Genomic DNA, 20368 nt, shown 5'->3' on the forward strand with positions numbered 1-20368 from the left:
CCGTCGAGTATTACGGGGCCGTCGGGTCGGGTAGTACGACGTATCAGACGTCCAGCAGCAGACGAGCCGGATCTTCCAGCAGGTCCTTGATGGCAACCAGGAAGCTCACCGCTTCCTTGCCGTCGATCAGGCGGTGGTCGTAGGACAGGGCCAGGTACATCATCGGCAGGATCACCACCTGGCCGTCGACCGCCATCGGGCGCTCCTGGATCTTGTGCATGCCCAGGATCGCGGTTTGCGGCGGGTTGACGATCGGAGTCGACAGCAGGGAACCGAATACGCCACCGTTGGAAATGGTGAAAGTACCGCCGGTCATGTCTTCGATGGTCAGCTTGCCGTCACGGGCCTTCTTGCCGAAGTTGGCGATGGTGCCTTCGACTTCCGCCAGGCTCATGAACTCGGCATTGCGCAGTACCGGCACCACCAGGCCACGGTCGCTGGAAACGGCAACGCCGATGTCCTGGTAGCCGTGGTAGACGATGTCGTTGCCATCGATCGAGGCGTTCACGCCCGGGAAGCGCTTCAGCGCCTCGGTGGCGGCCTTGACGAAGAAGGACATGAAGCCCAGGCGGACGCCGTTGTGCTTCTTCTCGAAGAGGTCCTTGTACTTGTTGCGCAGGTCCATGACCGGCTTCATGTTGACCTCATTGAAGGTGGTCAGCATGGCCATGGCGGACTGGGCTTCGACCAGGCGCTCGGCGACCTTGGCGCGCAGGCGGGTCATCGGCACGCGCTTCTCGACGCGATCGCCGGCAGCGAAGATCGGTGCTTCGGCGGCCGGAGCAGCCGGCTTGGCGACCGGGGCGGCCGGAGCGGCTTTCTTGGCCTCGACGGCGGCAACCACGTCTTCCTTGGTTACGCGACCGCCCTTGCCGGTACCGGCGATGCTGTTCGGGTCGATGGCGTTCTCTTCGGCGATCTTGCGTGCAGCCGGCGAGAGGATGGCGTCCTCGCTGGCAGCGGCCGGTGCGGCAGCCTGGGCGGCCGGAGCAGCTGCAGCCGGTGCGGCCACGGCGGCACCGCCTTCGCCCAGCAGGCCCAGCAGTTCGTTGCTGAGTACGGTGTCGCCCTCGTTCTTGATGATTTGAGCGAGGACGCCGTCGGCTTCGGCCAGAACTTCGATCACCACCTTGTCGGTCTCGATGTCGACGATCAGCTCGTCGCGCTGTACAGCATCGCCCGGCTTCTTGTGCCAGGTAGCGACGGTGCCGTCAGCAACCGATTCCGGGAAGGTTGGGGCTTTGATTTCGATAGCCATTCTGAGTATTTCCTTAAAAATTCGGTTTCAATGCGCCTGGGCGTTAAACAGTAAAGGCGTCCTGCAGCAGCTTTTCCTGCTGCTCGGCGTGCATCGAGGCATAGCCACATGCCGGTGCTGCCGAACCTTCGCGGCCCGCATACTCAAGGTTGAGGCCTTTCTTGTGTGCGCTGATGACACGGCGCATGTGGTGCTGGCTGCAGTACCAGGCGCCCTGGTTCATCGGTTCTTCCTGGCACCAGACGACGTGCTTGAGGTTCTTGTACTGCGACAGGACCTCGGCCAGATCATCTTCCGGGAACGGATAGAGCTGCTCGATGCGGACGATGGCGATATCGTCGCGGCCTTCGGCGCGGCGCTTCTCCAGCAGGTCGTAGTACACCTTGCCGCTGCACAGGACCAGACGGTCGACCTTTTTCGGATCCAGGCTGTCGATTTCCCCGATCACGCTATGGAACGAACCGTTGGCCAGTTCTTCCAGGGTCGAGATGGCCAGTTTGTGGCGCAGCAGCGACTTCGGCGTCATCACCACCAGCGGCTTGCGCAGCGGGCGGATCACCTGGCGACGGAGCATGTGGTAGACCTGTGCCGGGGTAGTCGGCACGCAGACCTGGATGTTCTGCTCGGCGCAGAGTTGCAGGTAGCGTTCCAGACGCGCGGAGGAGTGCTCCGGGCCCTGCCCTTCGTAGCCGTGCGGCAGCAGCATGGTCAGGCCGCAGAGGCGCTGCCACTTGATCTCGCCGCTGGTGATGAACTGGTCGATCACCACTTGTGCGCCGTTGGCGAAGTCGCCGAACTGGGCTTCCCAGACGACCAGCGCGTTCGGCATGGTGGTGGCATAGCCGTATTCGAAGGCCAGTACCGCCTCTTCCGAGAGCAGCGAGTCGTTGATGGTCATGCGCGGCTGGCCTTCGTACAGGTTGGCCAACGGTGCGTAGACCGAACCATCCTTCTGGCTGTGCAGCACGGCATGACGGTGCGAGAAGGTGCCACGGCCGACATCCTGGCCGGTCATGCGCACCGGGTGACCTTCGAACAGCAGGGTCGCGTACGCCAGGTTCTCGGCGAAGCCCCAGTTGATCGGCAGGCCACCGGCGGTCATCTTCTGGCGGTCTTCGTAGATCTTGGTGACCTGGCGCTGAACCACGAAGCCTTCCGGCACTTCCAGCAGCTTGCTGGACAGTTCCTGCAGGGTCTTCAGGTCGAAGCGGGTATCGTGACGCGCGGTCCAGGCATGGCCCAGATACGGACGCCAGTCGACGAACAGCTCCTTGTTCGGTTCCTTGACCAGGCTCTTGACCACGTGCAGGCCGTTGTCCAACGCATCACGGTAGTCGTCGACCTTGGCCTGGATCTGCTCCTTGCTCAACACGCCCGCGCCAACCAGGGCGTCAGCGTACAGCTCACGGGTGGTGCGCTGCTTGGCGATCTGCTGGTACATCAGCGGCTGGGTGCCACTCGGTTCGTCGGCCTCGTTGTGGCCGCGACGGCGGTAGCAGACCAGGTCGATGACCACATCGCGCTTGAACTGCATGCGGTAGTCGACGGCCAGCTGGGTAACGAACAGCACGGCTTCCGGATCGTCGCCGTTCACGTGGAAGATCGGCGCCTGGATCATCTTCGCCACGTCGGTGCAGTACTCGGTGGAGCGCGCATCTTCCTGGCGGTTGGTGGTGAAGCCGACCTGGTTGTTGATCACGATGTGGATGGTGCCGCCCGTCTTGTAGGCACGGGTCTGCGACATCTGGAAGGTTTCCATGACCACGCCCTGCCCCGCGAACGCGGCATCGCCATGGATGGAAATCGGCACGACCTTGTCGCCATTGCCGTCATTGCGACGGTCCTGGCGGGCGCGCACGGAGCCTTCCACCACCGGGGAAACGATTTCCAGGTGGGACGGGTTGAACGCCAGCGCGAGGTGGACTTCGCCGCCGGTGGTCATGACGTTGGACGAGAAGCCCTGGTGGTACTTCACGTCACCGGAACCCAGCTCGACGATCTTCTTGCCTTCGAACTCGTCGAACAGGTCGCGCGGGTTCTTGCCGAGGGTGTTGACCAGCACGTTCAGGCGGCCGCGGTGGGCCATGCCGATGACGATTTCCTTGGCGCCGTAGGAACCGGAGCGCTGGATGATCTCGTCGACCATCGGGATCAGGCTCTCGCCACCCTCCAGGCCGAAGCGCTTGGTGCCCGGGTACTTGGTGCCCAGGTACTTCTCCAGGCCCTCGGCCGCGGTCAGGCGCTCGAGCAGGTGCGCGCGCGCTTCGGCGGAGAAGTCCGGACGGCCACGCACGCTTTCCAGGCGCTGGGCGAACCAGTGGCGCTGTTCGGAATCGACGATGTGCATGAACTCTGCGCCGATGCCGCCGCAGTAGGTGCTTTTCAGGCAGTCGACGATTTCGCGCAGGGTCGCCTCTTCCTTGCCGATGTACAGCTCACCGGTACGGAAGGTGGTGTCGAGGTCGGCTGCGGTCAGACCGTAGTGTTCGACCGACAGATCGGCAGGCGGAGTGCGCTTCCAGAGGCCCAGCGGATCGAGTTTGGAAGCCTGGTGACCACGCAGACGGTAGGCCAGGATCAGGCGCAGGACTTCTACCTGTTTCTTCTCATGCTCGGTGCTTACGCTGCCAGCGGAAACCGGCTGGGCGCGGCGCTGGTTCTTGGCCAGCAGGACGAAATGATCACGTACGGAGGAATGCGATACGTCAGGGGTGGGGTTACCGTCGGTGGGGAGTTTCTGGAAGTACGTGCGCCACTCTTCGGGCACAGCGTTGGGGTCGTGCAGGTAGAGCTCGTAGAGCTCTTCGACGTAGGCAGCGTTGCCACCGGATAGATGGGCACTGTTCCACATCCGCTGCATTACGCTTTCGTGCATGCTTGGTCACCCTCGGGTAAGGGGACACCACCTGGCGTGAAACCGACCGGCCGCGAAATCCATTTCCAGGAGTTTCGCTGAACCGCTAGGGATCCCGCAGATAGTCCGGGTACCAGCCCGGATGCCCCTGCTGGTCATCTATATAATTTTCAAAATCAGAACCACCGCTTTGTGGGCTGTGGTTCGTTAGTTGCTGCACCGCCGGAACTGATCCGGCGGTGCAGGTCTTGCTCTTACAACTACTTGCTTCGTTCGCAAGCGAACGAATCAGGTACCGCTATGCAGCAGCATGCTGCGCACGTGACCGATTGCCTTCGTCGGGTTCAGACCCTTCGGGCAGACGTTCACGCAGTTCATGATCCCGCGGCAACGGAACACGCTGAACGGATCGTCCAGCGCGGCCAGACGCTCTTCGGTCTTGTTGTCGCGACTGTCGGCCAGGAAGCGATAGGCCTGCAGCAGCGCAGCGGGACCGAGGAACTTGTCGGGGTTCCACCAGAACGACGGGCAGGAGGTCGAGCAGCAGGCGCACAGGATGCACTCGTACAGACCGTCCAGCTTTTCGCGCTCTTCCGGGGACTGCAGACGCTCGATGGCCGGGGCCGGAGTATCGTTCTGCAGGAACGGTTTCACCTTCTCGTACTGCTTGTAGAAGATGCTCATGTCCACGACCAGGTCACGGATCACCGGCAGGCCCGGCAGCGGGCGGATCACCAGCTTGCCGCCCTTCAGGCCGGCAGCGGACAGCGGAGTGATGCAGGCCAGGCCGTTCTTGCCGTTGATGTTCATGCCGTCGGAGCCGCAAACGCCCTCACGGCAGGAGCGACGGTAGGAGAAGCCTTCGTCCTGTTCCTTGATCAGTGCCAGCACGTCGAGGACCATGATGTCCTTGCCGCCGGTATCGACCTGGAAGTCCTGCATGAACGGAGCTTCGTCCACATCAGGGTTATAGCGATAAACACTTACATTCAACATGGCGGGCACCCTTAGTAAGTCCGAACCTTGGGTTCGAATGCCGGAACGGTCTTCGGCGCGAAATTGACGGCACGCTTGGCAACGCGCTTCTCACCCGGGAAGTACAGGGTGTGGCACAGCCAGTTCTCGTCATCGCGCTCCTCGAAGTCTTCGCGGGCATGGGCGCCGCGGGACTCTTTGCGGACTTCGGCCGCAATAGCGGTGGCTTCGGCCACCTCGAGGAGGTTTTGCAGTTCCAGCGCTTCGATGCGCGCGGTGTTGAATGCCTGGCTCTTGTCGGCGATCTTGACGTTGGCGATGCGCTGACGGAGCTCGGCCAGTTGGGCAATACCCTTCTGCATGTATTCGCCGGTACGGAATACACCGAAGTAGTTCTGCATGCACTGTTGCAGCTCTTTACGCAGCGGAGCCACGTCTTCGCCGGAGGTGCGCTCGTTCACGCCGTTCAGGCGCTTGAAGGAGGCTTCCAGGTCGCTCTCGGACGCACCGCGAACTTCGATGCCTTCCTTGAGCGCTTTTTCCAAGTGCAGACCGGCCGCACGGCCGAACACCACCAGGTCGAGCAGCGAGTTGCCGCCCAGGCGGTTGGCGCCGTGTACCGACACGCAAGCCACTTCGCCCACGGCGAACAGGCCTTCGATGATGGTGTCGTTGCCGTTGGCGTCCTGGGTGATGGCCTGGCCATGAATGTTGGTGGCAACGCCGCCCATCATGTAGTGGCAGGTCGGGATAACCGGGATCGGAGCCACGACCGGGTCGACGTGGGCGAAGGTCTTGGACAGCTCGCAGATGCCGGGCAGGCGGCTGTGCAGGACTTCCTCGCCGAGGTGGTCGAGCTTCAGCAGCACGTGGTCCTTGTCCGGGCCCACGCCGTTGCCGGCGATGACTTCCTTGACCATGGAGCGGGCGACCACGTCGCGGCCGGCCAGGTCCTTGGCGTTCGGAGCGTAACGCTCCATGAAACGCTCGCCATGGGCGTTGATCAGGTAGCCGCCTTCACCGCGGCAACCTTCGGTGACCAGTACACCGGCGCCGGCGATGCCGGTCGGGTGGAACTGCCACATCTCGATGTCCTGCACCGGTACGCCGGCACGCAGGGCCATGCCCACGCCGTCGCCGGTGTTGATCAGGGCGTTGGTGGTGGAGGCATAGATACGGCCGGCACCGCCAGTGGCCAGGACCACGGCCTTGGAGCGGATGTAGACGGTTTCGCCGGTCTCGATGCAGATGGCGATGATGCCGACAATGGCGCCGTCCTGGTTCTTCACCAGATCGACCGCGTACCACTCATTAAGGAAGGAAGTGCCGCTCTTCAGGTTGGCCTGATAGAGGGTGTGCAGCAGGGCGTGACCGGTACGGTCGGCCGCAGCGCAGGTACGGGCAGCCTGGCCACCCTTGCCGAAGTCCTTGGACTGGCCACCGAACGGACGCTGGTAGATGCGGCCCTGCTCGGTACGGGAGAACGGCAGGCCCATGTGCTCGAGTTCGAACACGGCTTCCGGACCTACGGAGCACATATATTCGATAGCGTCCTGGTCACCGATGTAGTCGGAACCCTTGACGGTATCGTACATGTGCCAGCGCCAGTCATCGTTCGGGTCGGCCGAAGCGATGGCGCAGGTGATGCCGCCCTGGGCGGATACGGTGTGCGAACGGGTCGGGAACACCTTGGTGACCACGGCGGTCTTGTGGCCGCCCTGTGCCAGTTGCAGTGCGGCACGCATGCCGGCGCCGCCGCCGCCAACGATGATGGCGTCGAAAGAAAGAGTACGAATGCTAGCCATGGATCAGTTACCCCAGAGAATCTGCACACCCCAGACGAACAGTGCGAACATCGCCATGCCGCAAGCTGCCTGGACGAGGAAACGCACGACGGTCGCGGACCGGCCCAGCGCCATCGGAGTCAGGTAGTCGGTGGTGATGGTCCACATACCGACCCACGCGTGCACGCTCAGGGAAACCAGAGTCAGCAGGCTGAAGATGCGCATCAGGCTGTTGGAGAACAGACCATGCCACTCCGCATAGGAGAGGTTCGGGTGAGCGACGAGGTAGCCCAGCAGGAACAATACATAAGCCGCAAGAACGACCGCGGAAACGCGCTGAGCCATCCAGTCATAGAGGCCCGAACGCGAGAAGTTTGTGACGTTAGTTACCATACCCATACCCCCGCCAGAACGATCAGCACCACCGATACGGCGATGACGATTTTGGAACCGCGCTTGCCACCTTCCAGGGTTTCACCGATACCAGCGTCCATGACGAGGTGGCGAATACCGGCTACCAGGTGGTACAGCAGCGCAGACAGCAGGCCCCAGATCACCAGCTTGGCCAGCGGACTGGTCAGACACGCCTTCACCTGCTCGAAGCCCTCTTCCGAAGCCAGGGACCTGTCGAGCGCGAACAGCAGCACGGCAATACCCAGGAACAGAATGACGCCGGAGATACGATGCAGAATGGACGTGTAAGCAGTGACAGGGAGTTTTATGGTCCTAAGGTCTAGGTTTACTGGTCGTTTGCTATTCACGGCTTTTTTTCACACTGAGAGCCCCAAGGAGCAGGGCTAGTTGTCGGGAGGTGCACTTGTCAGGTACCCATCACCTTTTGGGAGTGACAACCGCCCCGTGGAGCAAGGCCCTGGGGGCCCTAGGCGGCTGGTCGCGGAGTATAGACAGTTAGGCTCCTAATGACAACGGAAACGCCTACTCCTAAGGACGTATTGCCGCACCCCCTTCAAAAGCGTAAAAAGTCGCTTTTTTCGCCAAAAACAATGGCTTGAGAGTGGCTCTGGAACGCCATCTGGCAAATTGACTTTCGAATTTATCTCTCTATAGTGGTGCGGGCCCTGCGTGGGGGGTAGTACTGATGATTTCAAGCATAAATAGGAGGCCATCATGGCTGACAAAAAAGCGCAGTTGATCATCGAGGGCGCAGCCCCCGTCGAACTGCCTATCCTCACCGGCACCATGGGGCCCGATGTCGTAGATGTACGAGGCCTTACCGCCACGGGCAGCTACACCTTTGATCCTGGCTTCATGTCGACCGCCTCTTGCGAGTCGCAGATCACCTTCATCGATGGCGACAAGGGCGTGCTGCTGCATCGCGGCTACCCGATCGAGCAGCTGGCCGAGAAATCCGACTACCTGGAAACCTGCTACCTGCTGCTGAAGGGCGAACTGCCCAACGCTGCGCAGAAAGAGCAGTTCGTCAGCACCATCAAGAACCACACCATGGTTCACGAGCAGTTGAAGAGCTTCTTCAACGGCTTCCGCCGCGATGCCCACCCGATGGCCGTGATGTGCGGCGTGGTCGGTGCGCTTTCGGCCTTCTATCACGACTCCCTGGACATCAACGATCCGCGCCACCGCGAAATCTCCGCGATGCGCCTGATCGCCAAGATGCCGACCATCGCCGCCATGGTTTACAAGTACTCCATGGGCCAGCCGATGATGTATCCGCGCAACGACCTGACCTACGCGGAAAACTTCCTGCACATGATGTTCAACACGCCTTGCGAGACCAAGCCGATCAGCCCGATTCTGGGCAAGGCGATGGACCGCATCTTCATCCTCCACGCCGACCACGAGCAGAACGCCTCCACCTCCACCGTTCGCCTGGCCGGCTCCTCGGGCGCCAACCCGTTCGCCTGTATCGCCGCCGGCATCGCCGCCCTCTGGGGCCCGGCCCACGGTGGCGCGAACGAAGCCGTTCTGCGCATGCTGGATGAAATCGGCGACGTCTCGAACATCGACAAGTTCGTGGCCAAGGCCAAGGACAAGAACGATCCGTTCAAGCTGATGGGCTTCGGCCACCGCGTGTACAAGAACTTCGACCCGCGCGCCAAGGTCATGAAGCAGACCTGCGACGAGGTTCTGAGCGAGCTGGGCATCAACGACCCGCAGCTGGAACTGGCCATGAAGCTGGAAGAACTGGCTCGCCAGGATCCGTACTTCAAGGAGCGCAACCTGTACCCGAACGTGGACTTCTACTCGGGCATCATCCTGAAGGCCATCGGCATCCCGACCAGCATGTTCACCGTGATCTTCGCCCTGGCGCGCACCGTCGGCTGGATCTCGCACTGGCAGGAAATGCTCTCCAGCCCGTACAAGATCGGTCGTCCGCGCCAGCTGTACACTGGCCACCAGGAACGCAACTTCGTCGGCCTGAGCGACCGCAAGTAAGCGTTCCGCCAGGAACGAAAAAGGCTGCCTCGGCAGCCTTTTTCATTTCTTCCCGCAAAGCAGGGAAAGCATCAGCCTTCCCCTACCCCAGGCGATGGCCAGGTCGCCCGGCCAACCAGCCCTTACCTTCCGGCGATCAGCGCGGAAGCCCGCACCTCACGCCCTGCCCGCGCCACGCTCTGCGGCAGCATTTCCGGCCGATAACCCAGGCGCAACCCGCCCCACTGGCGACCGGCGACGAAGATCGGCACCGACAGGTCGTGCATCAGTTCGCCGGTATCCCGGCAATAGGTCTGCAACAGCAGCGGCTGCTGGTGGCTGCCACAACGCAGGCCGGCACGATCGTTGAACAGGCGCTTGCTGCGGCTCTTCAGGCGATCCACGCGCGGATCGCCAATCGGCGACTGGTTGAACGCCGCGTTGTGCGTCGGCACGTAGCCTTCCGGGGTGCAGGCGATGGCGTAGATCAGCCCTTCGTGCCGCTGCAGCAGATCCTCCTGGATACGCGGCAGTACCTCGTCGGTGTAACGATCGAAGCGCGTGGCGTATTTCTGCGGATCGGTCCCCGGCAGTGCCTGATAGTCGCGGTCGAACAAGTCATTGGCGGAAATCCGGCCGGCCTCTATATCCGCCGCGAAGCGCGCAGCGATGGCATGCGCGCCCTCACGGGCGAGGTCGTAGACGCGCTGGTGATAGTCATCCAGCGCCACCTCGGCGAGCCGTTCGCTGATCTCCTCGGTCTGCGCCTCCAGCTGTACGGCGGCCTCGGCCAGGCGATGGGTCTGCTCGTCACTGACACGCAGGTCGCCGCGCATCTGCTCCACCGCGGCGAACAGGCTGTCCAGTTGATGACGGTTGATCTCCGCGCCCTCGGCAATCTCGGTGATCTGCTTTTCCACCCCCGAAGCCAGTCCGGCGATCAGCTCCAGTTGCTGGCCGGTCCGCTCCACCTGGCCGACACCTTCGTCGAGGTCGCCGGCCAACTGGCGGATCTGCTCGACCACCTCGCCGGTCCGCTGCTGGATGTCCTCGACCATCTTGCCGACCTCTTCGGTGGCATCCGCCGTGCGTCCGGCCAGGCCGCGCACCTCTTCCGCCACCACGGCGAACCCGCGCCCATGCTCGCCAGCCCGCGCCGCCTCGATGGCCGCGTTGAGCGCCAGCAGGTTGGTCTGGTTGGCGATCGACTGGATGACGTGGGCGACGCGCTGGATTTCCTCACTGCGCTGGTTGAGCGCCTCGATCAGCTCGCGACTGGCGCTGGCCCGGGCGCTGAGCTGGTGCATGCGGGCGATGGCCGCCTGCAGCTCGCTGCGGCCGGCGTCGCTGCCGACGCGCGCCTGGGTCGCGGACTCCATGGCCTGCCGCGCCAGGTTGGAAGTGGCCCGCTCGGTGTGGATCATCACCTCGGCGCTGCCGACGATCTGCTCCGCCGCCAGCAACTGCGATTCCAGGCGATCCACCAGCTGTTGCACCGAATAGGAAACGCCCGCGGCGGAAAGCGCGTTGTGGCTGATGCCCTGCGACAGGTCGCGGGTCAGCTCGGCAATATCCGGCAAGTCCCGGGACATGCGCGGCGTGGCGCGGCGACCGGCAATGCACCAGGGCAGCCAGAGCAGCGCAAGCGCCAGCAGCAGGCACAGCGAGAGCGGCCAGCCGCCCATGCCCTGGGCGATGAACAGCAATGCAAACCCGGCGGTCTGCAGGGAAAGGACAGGGAAAATACGCGAACGCGCGGAACCCATGGGGGATTACCTCTTCGAGCGCCAGCCGTGCGGCACTCCATTTACTACGAAAGAGATAAGCCCGCCGGAAAACCTGACTGTTGTTGTCGGGTGTATTAGGCGGCCTGACTGCGTTTCCGGCTATACGCCCTTAGTGGTAAGGCAGAGTCCCGCCGGCACTGCTACCGGCGGGACCACGGCTGCGCCGTATCAGAGGTCGAAGGTAGCGGACAGCGACAGGGTTCGCGGGTCGTTGAGGGTGAGTTGGCCGAAGGAGTTGGCGTCCCAATAGTTGTCGTCCAGCGCATTGTCCAGGTTGGCGCGCAGGGTCACCGCCTTGCCCTCGCCGCGCTCGAAGCGGTAGCGGGCGCCGATGTCCAGGCGCGTCCAGGCGGGAATGTCCTGGGTATTGGCCTGGTCGAGATACATCGATTCGTTGCGCGTCGCACGGGCACTCAAGGTCAGACCGGGCATGAACGGGGTGTCCCACTCCGCCCCGAGGATCAGGCGCCACTCCGGCACCGCGGCACCCCGGTTGCCCTCGTTGATCCCGCCTTCGGTCCTGGTCAGTTCGGAGTCTATATAGGCCGCACCACCCAGCAGGCGTACACCCTCCATGACCTCGCCATAGACATTCAGATCCATACCGCGGTGCCGCTGCTCACCATTGACCTTGAAGATGTTGCTGGCCGGGTCGGTGAAGGCGCTCGGCTGGGTGATCTGGTACAGCGACAGGGTCGCGCCGAAGCCATCGAGCTCCAGCTTGGTGCCGACTTCGTACTGCTCCGTCACCGAAGGCGCGAACACCTCTCCCGCGTTCGCCGCGGTATCCGGCGCGGTGGGGCCTTGCTCCAGCCCCTCGATGTAGTTGGCATAGAAGGAAACCTCCTGCCATGGCCTGATCACCAGCCCGGCCATGGGCGTTACCTCTTTCTCGTCGTAGCTGACGCCGAAGCCGGTCGAATCGATTTTCTGCTGGCGCGCGCCGAGGGTGAGTTGTACCCGCTCCTCGAATACCGACAGCGTATCGACCAGAGCCACGCTGGAAAGCTTCAGATCCTGCATCGTCTGTGCGTCGTTCAGATCCGGCACCAGGGAAAAGTCCGGCTTCGGACCGAACACCGGGCGATAGATGTTGGACGCGGGAACTGCGCCAGGCAGATTGACATTGATGCGCCGCCAGTCCCGGTCCAGCCCGCTGTAGGCCAGTACCGCCTGATGGCTCACCGGCCCGGTCTCGAAGCGCCCCCGGAGGCCTGCTTCCTGCGCCCGCGAATACATCTTGTCGGCCGACATGCGTCCATTGCCCGGCGCCAGGTTGCCCTCGGCGTCGACGATGGTGCGAAGGTTCAGCATATATTGCGTGTTGCGCTCGCTGCCGCCCGCCGCGGCGTAGCCGGTGAGATGTTCGTTGAAGTCAAACTCGCCGCGCACGGTGCCGTAGTACACCTCGGGCTTGCTGAAGTCGTAGGGACCATCGTAGTTGTCGCCGGCGTCGGGCGCGTCGGGAACCGGCACCCCGGCGGCCAGACTGGTGAAGTCGGTGATGCCTTCAAGGTCCTGCTTCTGGTAGCCGAGATCGGAAGACAGGCGCAGGCTCTCGCCGCTGTAGTCGAGCCCGAGAGCCAGCAGTTGCGACTCGCGCGACTGATGGTCGGTGGCCGTATCGCCATCGCGGTAGACGCCGTTGAAGCGCACGCCGAACTCCTGCTCCGCGCCGAAGCGCCTGCCGATGTCGAGATGCCCGCCGACCTGGGAATCGGACGCATAGCTGGGTGTGAACTGCGTCAGCGGCTGCGCGCCGGCACGCTTGGGCACCAGGTTGATCGTCCCGCCGACGCTGCCGTTGGGTGCCGAACCGTTAAGGAGGGCATTGGGCCCCTTGAGCACCTCCACCCGCTCGATGGACTCGGCCATCATCGAGTTGAAGAACGTCGGAGCGACGCCGGGCATGCCGCCAAACAGCAGGTCGGTGTTGCTGACATAGAAACCGCGGATGCTGAAATCGTCCGCACCGGTCGAAGTGGCGCCGTTCGCATGGGCAGTCGGGTCGTTGTTCAGCACAGCGGCGATGTGGCGCGCCTGCTGGTTCTCCATCAGCTCCGCCGTGTAGTTGGTCTGGTTGAACGGCGTATCCATGATGTCGCGATTGCCGAGGATACCCACCTGGCCTCCGGTGGCGACCTGCCCGCCAGCATAGGCCGGCATCGGTTCGCCGGACAGGCGGGGGCTGGCGGTCACCGTCGAGGCCGGCAGCGCCAGCGTGTCGGCGGTTCCGGGCAATCTCTGCAGCGACCAGGCGCCGTCGCCCTTGTCCACCAGCTCATAGCCGCTGCCGGCGAGCAGGCGGGCGAAACCTTCCTCGACACTGAAGCTGCCCTGAAGCCCGTCGCTGTGAATGGCGGACAACGGCCGCGGGTCGAACGAAAGCGGCACGCCGGCCGATGCGGCGAAATGCGCCAGCACATCGCTCAGCTTTCCCGCGGGAATGGCGTAGCGTTTCTTCTCGCCGACGACCGCTTCCGCCGCCTGCACCGCCCCACTGCCAATCAGCGCAGCGCCGACGATCCCCGCCAGGGCGCTGCCGACAGCCAGGCTCAGGACGCTCGCGCGCATCTGCAGGATCGCCGGGCTGGCGTGAAGGCTTGGCCGCTGGGCTGGGCGGGATTGGCGAAGAGACCTGGGGCGCATGATTTCTACCTTGTTGTCGAGGGTTGGCGGGACGCGTGCAGGAACACGCTTTCATCCGCTACACCGAACGACAGGAAAAAAGGTATCAGCCCCACTGCAAATATTTTCCAAGGAGGCTCAGCGGGCCTCGACGGCGACCCACCAGGATGTCGTGCTGCTGATGTGCAGCGGCAGGGTTTTCTCCAGCAGCGCCAGGCTGGCGCGCGTATCCCGCAGCGGGAACGCGCCGGAGACGGGCATATCGGCCACAGCCGGATCGCAGCGCAGGATCCCCGTGCGATAGCGCCCGAGCTCCCGCAGCAGATCGCCCAGGCGCATGTCCTTGGCGACCAGCATGCCCTGCTCCCACAGTGCGGCGCTGGCATCCACCGGCTGCACCGCCTGCGTCCGGCTCGCGCTGAAGGTCATCCGCTCTCCGGCCCGGACGATCGCTGCATCGCCCGCCGCGAGCGGCTGCACGGCGACCGCGCCCTCGAAGACCGCCACGTGCGTGCTGTCGGCATCGCTGCGCACGGTGAAGCGGGTCCCCAGCGCCCGCAGGCTGCCATGGACGGTCTGCACGATGAAGGGACGATAGGCCGGCGATGGGTCCCTGCCGGTGGTGACGAGAATTTCACCGGCCCGCAGCAGCAGGCGCCGCTCGCCCGCACTGAAGACGACATCCACGGCGCTCGCGGTATTCAGCACCAGGCGGGTGCCGTCGGCGAGGTCGATGGCCTTCTGCTCGCCGGTGCCAGTGCGGATATCCGCGGTCCACTCCCGCCAGGGCATCTGCCGCCAGGCCAGCCAGGCGGCCGGCGCAGTGGCCAGCAACAGCCCCAGCGTGCGCAGAACCTGACGGCGTCCCGGTTTGCCGAGACGTTGCAGGGTGGTGCGGCCGATGGCCGGCGGAACCTGCCGGAAGGCGCCAAGGATGGTTTCGGCGCGCCGCCAGGCCTCCTCGTGCGCAGGACTCTGCCCACGCCACAGGGTGAGCGCGGCGAGGTCCGCATCGCCGGCCTCGCCGGATTGCAGCAGCACCAGCCAGTCGGCCACCTCATCGAGGATCGCCGGATCGATGTCGTCGCGTTGCGCCATGCCCGCCTGCATGTCCCGTTCGTCCTAGGCCACGGCGAGACAGGCGAGAAACGCCTTGCGCATGTGCCGTTTCACGGTGATCAGCGAGGTGCCCAGGCGTTCGGCGATTTCCCGGTAGGCAAGGCCGTCCAGTTGGGCGAGCAGGAATATCTCCCGCGTCTGCTCCGGCAAGCCGCGCAGCATCGCCTCGATGCGGTACAGCGCTTCGAGGATCAGCAGGCGCGTTTCCGGCGACGGGGTCTCTGGCTCGGGCAGATGGGCGATGGCGTCCAGATAGGCGCGCTCGACGTCCTGCCGGCGCCAATGATCCACCACCAGAGCCTTGGCGATGTGCGTCAGCAGTGCGCGCGGCTCGTCGCCGAACTGCGTGCGGCGCGACTGCATGAGGCGGACAAAGGTGTCGTGGGCGAGATCCGCCGCATCGCAGGCATTGCCCAGCTTGCCGCGCAGCCAGCCATACAACCAGCCGTGGTGATTGCTGTAGAGCGCATGGATTTCACGCTGCGGGGCGAACTCGGCCGGCACGGCGCCTCCTTGGGAAGTCTGGTTTCCGTTGCCGGAGATGGACAAATGAGAATTAGTTTCATTTTAAACAGGGCAAAATCCGCTGCGCAAGAGCAGGCAGCCGGGAAGCTGCCCCGCCCCGCCGGCACACCGCACTCAATGGATATCGCCGCGCCATGCAGCGCGGCTGAGAATCAGAGCGTCCTTTCCAGTTCCGGCAGGAGCTCGAACAGATCGCCGACCAGTCCGTAGTCCGCCACCTGGAAGATCGGCGCGTCCTTGTCCAGGTTGATCGCCACTATCACCTTGGAGTCCTTGATCCCGGCCACATGCTGGATCGCCCCGGAAATGCCCACCGCTATATAAAGCTGCGGGGCGATGATCTTGCCACTCTGGCCGACCTGCAGATCGTTCGGCGCGAAGCCGGATTCGACGGCGGCAAGCGAGGCGCCGACCGCCGCTCCTAGCTTGTCGGCCAGCGAGTAGAGCAGCGCGAAGCTTTCCTCGCTCTGCAGGCCTCGACCGCCGGCGACCACGATCTTCGCCGTGCCCAGCTCGGGGCGGTCGGAGCTGGAAAGCTCTTCGCCGACGAAGGAAGACAGCCTGGCATCGACAGGTCCGGAAACCGTCTCGATGACCGCCTCGCCGCCTTCAGCACTCACCGGCTCGAAGGCCGTGCCGCGCACGCTCAACACGGTCACGGCAGCGATGGACTGCACCGTGGTTACGGCATTGCCGGCATAGATGGCGCGCCTGAAGGTATCGGGGCCGAGCACGTCGACGATTTCGGATATCTGGTCGACATCCAGCAGCGCGGCAACACGCGGCAGCAGGTTCTTGCCATCGGCAGTGGCCGGCGCCAGGACATGGCTGTAATGCCGCTCGCGGACCAGCCGGACGATGAACGGCGCCAGGTTCTCCGGCAGGCGATGGGCGCACGCGGCGTCATCCGCCAGCAGGACCTTCGTCACCCCTTCGATGCGCGCCGCCGCCCCGGCGACGCTGGCGACGTTCTGCCCGGCGACCAGCACGTCGATCTCACCGCCGATCTTTCGCGCGGCGGCGACGGCGTTCAGGGTCGTACCGTCCAGGGCGCCGCCGGATGTCGTGTGCTCAGCGATTACCAGGATTGCCATGACGCCCTCGCCGCGAAGTTGCCCGGGAGAAGGAGTCTAGCCCAGAAGGCAAGCCGTCCGGTCGCAGCCCGGTGCCATCAACCGCCGCCGGGTTGATCCAGGCCAATCGAAAGGAACGGAGCGGTGCCAATGCATGGCACCGCTCCGAATGCGTCAGCGAATGCCCGCGTTGCGCAGGGCGGCCGGAGTGAAGTCTTTCAGAGTGAAGTTCTGGCCATACTGGTTGTAGTGCTTGGACTCGTTCATCAGGCCCAGCACGGCGTAACGCCCGGCGATCAGGTCATACAGCGTCTGCGCGGCGTACAGGCTGGCGCCCTGCTGGTAGTCCAGCACCTGGAAGCCTTCGCCGACGCGCCAGAGCTGGCCGCGCCCGTCGTAATGATCGACCTCGGCGATGCTCCAGGTGTCCTCGTCGATGAACATGTGGCGCTTGGCATAGATGTGCCGCGCCCCCGGCTTGACCGTCCCGATCACTTCCCATACCCGGTGCAGTTCGTAACGGGTCAGGTCCTGGTTGATATGGCCGGGCTTGAGGATGTCCGAGTACTTCAGGTTGGTCGACCACAGCCGGTAGTTGTTGTACGGGATGTACAACTCCTTCTTGCCGACCAGTTTCCAGTCGTAGCGGTCCGGTGCGCCGTTGTACATGTCGTTGTTGTCGGCGGTGCGCATGCCGTCGGAGGCCGTACCCGGACCGTCGTAGGCGACCTGCGGCGCACGCCGCACACGGCGCTGGCCGGCGTTGTAGGCCCAGGCCAGACGGGGCTCCTTGACCTGGTCGATGGTCTCGTGGACCAGCGTCACGTTGCCGGCCAGCCGCGCCGGGGCAACGATTTCCTGCTTCACATAGAAGAGGAAGTTGGCCCCACGCTCCGGACTGACATCCGACATCATCTGCGGATAGGCGATGTCCTGCTTGAATTCGACGATGGTGTAGGTCCCGTTCGCCTGCGGCGTCGCCTGGGCGATCACCTGGGTCATGTTCGAACCGCGAAAGCGGGTTTCGTGGTTCCACACCACTTCCACGCCACTCTTCGGGATCGGGAAGGCGTAGTTGTGCGATTTCTCGAAGTTCTTCAGGCCATTGCCGTCATTGACCGTTTCAGTATTCAGAGCACTGACCTTGGCCGCATCATAGAGCGCTTGCGGCGCGGCAGCGGTGCGGCGGGTCTGGAATACCGGAATCCTGTAGGTGTCCGGATAGCGCTGGAACATCGCCAGTTGGCCGGGACTCAGCTTGTCCTTGTACTGCGCGACATTGGCCGCGGTGATGGTGAACTGTGGCTTGTCGCCGGGGAACGGGTCGCTGAGAAAGCCATTGGCAGCCACCGGTGCGGCGCCCGGCTGCAGGCCGCCGCTCCAGGCGGGAATGCTGCCGTCGGCATTGCCGGCCTTTTCGGCGCCCAGCGGAGTCAGGCTGGTTCCAAGCTTGGCCGCTTCGTCGGGAGATACTGCGGCCATCACGCCGCTGGCGAGAAGTGACAGCGCCAGAACGGTCGTATGCATCATTGTTCTTGTATTCATGCACTTTGCCTCTACTTGTCTGGTGAGGTATCGGGACGTACACGCCGACGTTGCGCACAGCCAGGCCGCGCACGTCGTTGATGCCTCGATGCCCGCCATGGAGATCGATGTAACGAAGCTGGCGGTCTGGGCATTCAGGTAATCCGCATGGACGACTTCGTTGGCCGGCAAGGGGTTTTCCCCAGGAACGGACAATCCCCATCACGTCACAAGCCCGGGTCAGGCTCTTCGAGCGGAAAGCCACAGCCGGCGCGGGCTACAGGCAGATCCGATTCGATAGCCCCGGGAACATTAAGTGTAGAAGCAGTTGCCTCCATGTTCCTGCCCCAGGCATCGACGCCGCGCGGAACGGACGTGCGGGGGCGACTGCTGGTAGAATTCGCGGTTGCCCTCCCGGCGAATGCCTCCGCGAAACAGACGTACCCCAATGCCTGCAGAAACGACCCAGACCAAGGAATCCACCCGCCCAGCCCTGTCCCGCCGCTTCTCGGTTGCCCCGATGATGGACTGGACGGATAGGCACTGCCGTTTCTTCCTGCGCCTGCTGTCGCGCAATACCCTCCTCTATACCGAGATGGTTACCACCGGTGCGCTACTGCACGGGGATCGCCAGCGCTTCCTTCGCCACGACGAGAGCGAGCACCCGCTGGCACTGCAACTGGGCGGCAGCGTGCCAGCCGAACTGGCTGCCGCGGCCCGATACGCCGAGGAAGCCGGGTACGACGAGGTGAACCTGAACGTCGGCTGCCCCAGCGACCGGGTGCAGCACAACATGATCGGCGCCTGCCTGATGGCGCATCCCGCGCTGGTGGCCGATTGCGTGAAGGCCATGGGCGACGCGGTTTCCATCCCGGTAACGGTGAAACACCGGATCGGCATCAACGGCCGCGACGGCTATGCCGAACTGTGCGATTTCGTCGGCCAGGTGCGCGAGGCCGGCTGCCGCAGCTTCACCGTGCACGCGCGCATCGCCATCCTCGAAGGCCTTTCGCCGAAGGAGAACCGCGAAGTGCCGCCGCTGCGCTATGACGTGGCCGCACAGCTCAAGCGCGACTTCCCCGAGCTGGAAATCATCCTCAATGGCGGCATCAAGACCATCGACGAATGCCGCGAACACCTGCAGACCTTCGACGGCGTGATGCTCGGCCGCGAGGCCTACCACAACCCTTATCTGCTGGCCCAGGTCGACTCCGAGCTGTTCGGCGACGACCGCGCCCCGATCAGCCGCGCCGAAGCGCTGGCACGCCTGCGTCCGTACATCGAGCGGCACATCGCCGAGGGCGGCGCGATGCACCATGTCACCCGCCATGTGCTTGGCCTGGCACAGGGCTTCCCCGGTGCGCGACGCTTCCGCCAGCTGCTCTCGGTGGACGTGCACAAGGTCGCCGACCCGCTGGCCCTGCTCGACCAGGCTACAGAACTTCTCGTCGGGCACTGAGTCCCGTTGAGCAGAGCCGCGGGCTCGGGTAAGGTCGATGGACCGCAACCGGAAGACCCGCCATGACCTCCAAGCTGGAACAACTCAAGCAGTACACCACGGTGGTAGCCGACACCGGCGATTTCGATGCCATTGCCCGCCTGAAGCCGGTCGATGCCACCACGAACCCCTCCCTGCTGCTCAAGGCCGCAGCCCTGCCCCGCTATGCCGAGCATCTGGCCAAGGCCACCGAGGCCGGCAAGGGTGACGCCGGCCTGGCCTGCGACCGCTTCGCCGTGGCGGTGGGCACGGACATCCTGGGAGTGATCCCCGGCCGCGTTTCCACCGAAGTTGACGCGCGCCTGTCGTTCGACCGCGATGCCACCCTGCAACGCGCCCAGCGCCTGATCGAGCTCTACGCCGAACAGGGCATCGGCAAGGAGCGCGTGCTGATCAAGATCGCCTCGACCTGGGAGGGCATTCGCGCCGCCGAGATTCTCGAGCGCGAAGGCATCCAGACCAACCTCACCCTGCTGTTCTCCTTCGCCCAGGCGGCTGCCTGCGCCGATGCCGGGGTGTTCCTGATTTCGCCCTTCGTCGGCCGTATCTACGACTGGTACAAGAAGGCCAACAACCGCGACTACACCGGCGCCGAAGACCCCGGCGTGCAGTCCGTCGCGCGGATCTACCGCTACTACAAGGCCAACGGCTACAACACCGTGGTCATGGGCGCCAGCTTCCGCAACATCGGGCAGATCGAGCAACTGGCCGGCTGCGACCGCTTGACCATCAGCCCTGACCTGCTGCACCAGCTTGCTGACGCCCAGGGCGAGCTGCCGCGCAACCTGCAGCCCGGCGCCGGCGAAGCCCGCCAGGTGCTGGACGAAAGCGCCTTCCGCTGGCAGCTGAACGAGGACGCCATGGGTACCGAGAAACTGGCCGAGGGCATCCGCCTGTTCGCCCGCGACCAGGAAAAGCTCGAAGCCCTGCTGGCAGGCAGAAGCTGAGC

General features: G+C 64.0%; 14 protein-coding genes and 1 pseudogene. 3 read left to right on the forward strand and 12 right to left on the reverse strand.

All coding sequences use genetic code 11. The annotated features are described in order from the left end of the window. Positions 1-43: 43 nt before the first annotated feature. The 6 genes from odhB to sdhC all read right to left on the reverse strand — a co-directional run bounded on the left by odhB (position 44) and on the right by sdhC (position 7632). The gene (gene odhB / locus JFY56_RS03295) at positions 44-1258 is read right to left on the reverse strand and encodes a 2-oxoglutarate dehydrogenase complex dihydrolipoyllysine-residue succinyltransferase (RefSeq protein WP_208312035.1); all 1215 of its coding nucleotides are present in this window, start codon (positions 1256-1258) and stop codon (positions 44-46) included. Between the two features lie 43 nt (positions 1259-1301). Beyond that, positions 1302-4133, reverse strand: a complete 2832-nt coding sequence (locus JFY56_RS03300) for a 2-oxoglutarate dehydrogenase E1 component (protein ID WP_208312036.1) — start codon at positions 4131-4133, stop codon at positions 1302-1304. Between the two features lie 267 nt (positions 4134-4400). Next, the gene (locus tag JFY56_RS03305; RefSeq protein ID WP_208312037.1) at positions 4401-5108 is read right to left on the reverse strand and encodes a succinate dehydrogenase iron-sulfur subunit; all 708 of its coding nucleotides are present in this window, start codon (positions 5106-5108) and stop codon (positions 4401-4403) included. A gap of 11 nt (positions 5109-5119) precedes the next feature. Continuing rightward, entirely contained in the window at positions 5120-6892 is a 1773-nt protein-coding gene (gene sdhA / locus JFY56_RS03310; protein WP_208312038.1) for a succinate dehydrogenase flavoprotein subunit, read from the reverse strand. Positions 6893-6895: 3 nt separating this feature from the next. Then, positions 6896-7264, reverse strand: coding sequence for a succinate dehydrogenase, hydrophobic membrane anchor protein (sdhD, locus tag JFY56_RS03315; RefSeq protein WP_208312504.1), 369 nt, complete (start codon positions 7262-7264; stop codon positions 6896-6898). Then, the gene (gene sdhC / locus JFY56_RS03320) at positions 7258-7632 is read right to left on the reverse strand and encodes a succinate dehydrogenase, cytochrome b556 subunit (protein ID WP_208312039.1); all 375 of its coding nucleotides are present in this window, start codon (positions 7630-7632) and stop codon (positions 7258-7260) included. The genes sdhD and sdhC overlap by 7 nt, the downstream gene beginning before the upstream one ends. Positions 7633-7999: 367 nt before the next feature. On the opposite strand from sdhC, the gene gltA reads away from it, so the two are divergent. Next, positions 8000-9286, forward strand: coding sequence for a citrate synthase (gene gltA / locus JFY56_RS03325; protein WP_208312040.1), 1287 nt, complete (start codon positions 8000-8002; stop codon positions 9284-9286). A 122-nt stretch (positions 9287-9408) separates the two neighbouring features. Here gltA and JFY56_RS03330 read toward each other — a convergent pair whose 3' ends face one another. The 6 genes from JFY56_RS03330 to JFY56_RS03355 form a co-directional block, all read right to left on the reverse strand. Further along, positions 9409-11031 carry a methyl-accepting chemotaxis protein gene (locus tag JFY56_RS03330; protein ID WP_208312041.1) on the reverse strand — a complete coding sequence of 541 codons (1623 nt, stop codon included), beginning with the start codon at positions 11029-11031 and terminating at the stop codon, positions 9409-9411. 189 nt (positions 11032-11220) lie between these two features. Continuing rightward, entirely contained in the window at positions 11221-13626 is a 2406-nt protein-coding gene (locus JFY56_RS03335; protein ID WP_208312042.1) for a TonB-dependent receptor, read from the reverse strand. 192 nt (positions 13627-13818) lie between these two features. Then, complete coding sequence (locus tag JFY56_RS03340) at positions 13819-14778, reverse strand: FecR domain-containing protein (protein WP_208312043.1); 960 nt, start codon at positions 14776-14778, stop codon at positions 13819-13821. A 24-nt stretch (positions 14779-14802) separates the two neighbouring features. After that, entirely contained in the window at positions 14803-15303 is a 501-nt protein-coding gene (locus JFY56_RS03345; protein WP_208312044.1) for a sigma-70 family RNA polymerase sigma factor, read from the reverse strand. Between the two features lie 173 nt (positions 15304-15476). Then, positions 15477-16418, reverse strand: coding sequence for an electron transfer flavoprotein subunit alpha/FixB family protein (locus JFY56_RS03350; protein WP_208312045.1), 942 nt, complete (start codon positions 16416-16418; stop codon positions 15477-15479). 153 nt (positions 16419-16571) lie between these two features. After that, positions 16572-17942, reverse strand: a complete 1371-nt coding sequence (locus JFY56_RS03355) for a DUF1329 domain-containing protein (RefSeq protein WP_208312046.1) — start codon at positions 17940-17942, stop codon at positions 16572-16574. 431 nt (positions 17943-18373) lie between these two features. Between JFY56_RS03355 and dusA the strand changes: the two are divergent. Both dusA and tal read left to right on the forward strand, forming a co-directional pair. Further along, positions 18374-19380, forward strand: a pseudogene (gene dusA / locus JFY56_RS03360) (tRNA dihydrouridine(20/20a) synthase DusA). A gap of 62 nt (positions 19381-19442) precedes the next feature. Beyond that, positions 19443-20366 carry a transaldolase gene (tal, locus tag JFY56_RS03365; protein WP_208312048.1) on the forward strand — a complete coding sequence of 308 codons (924 nt, stop codon included), beginning with the start codon at positions 19443-19445 and terminating at the stop codon, positions 20364-20366. Positions 20367-20368: the final 2 nt, after the last annotated feature.

The organism is Pseudomonas schmalbachii, from assembly GCF_017589465.1.
Lineage (GTDB): Bacteria > Pseudomonadota > Gammaproteobacteria > Pseudomonadales > Pseudomonadaceae > Pseudomonas > Pseudomonas schmalbachii.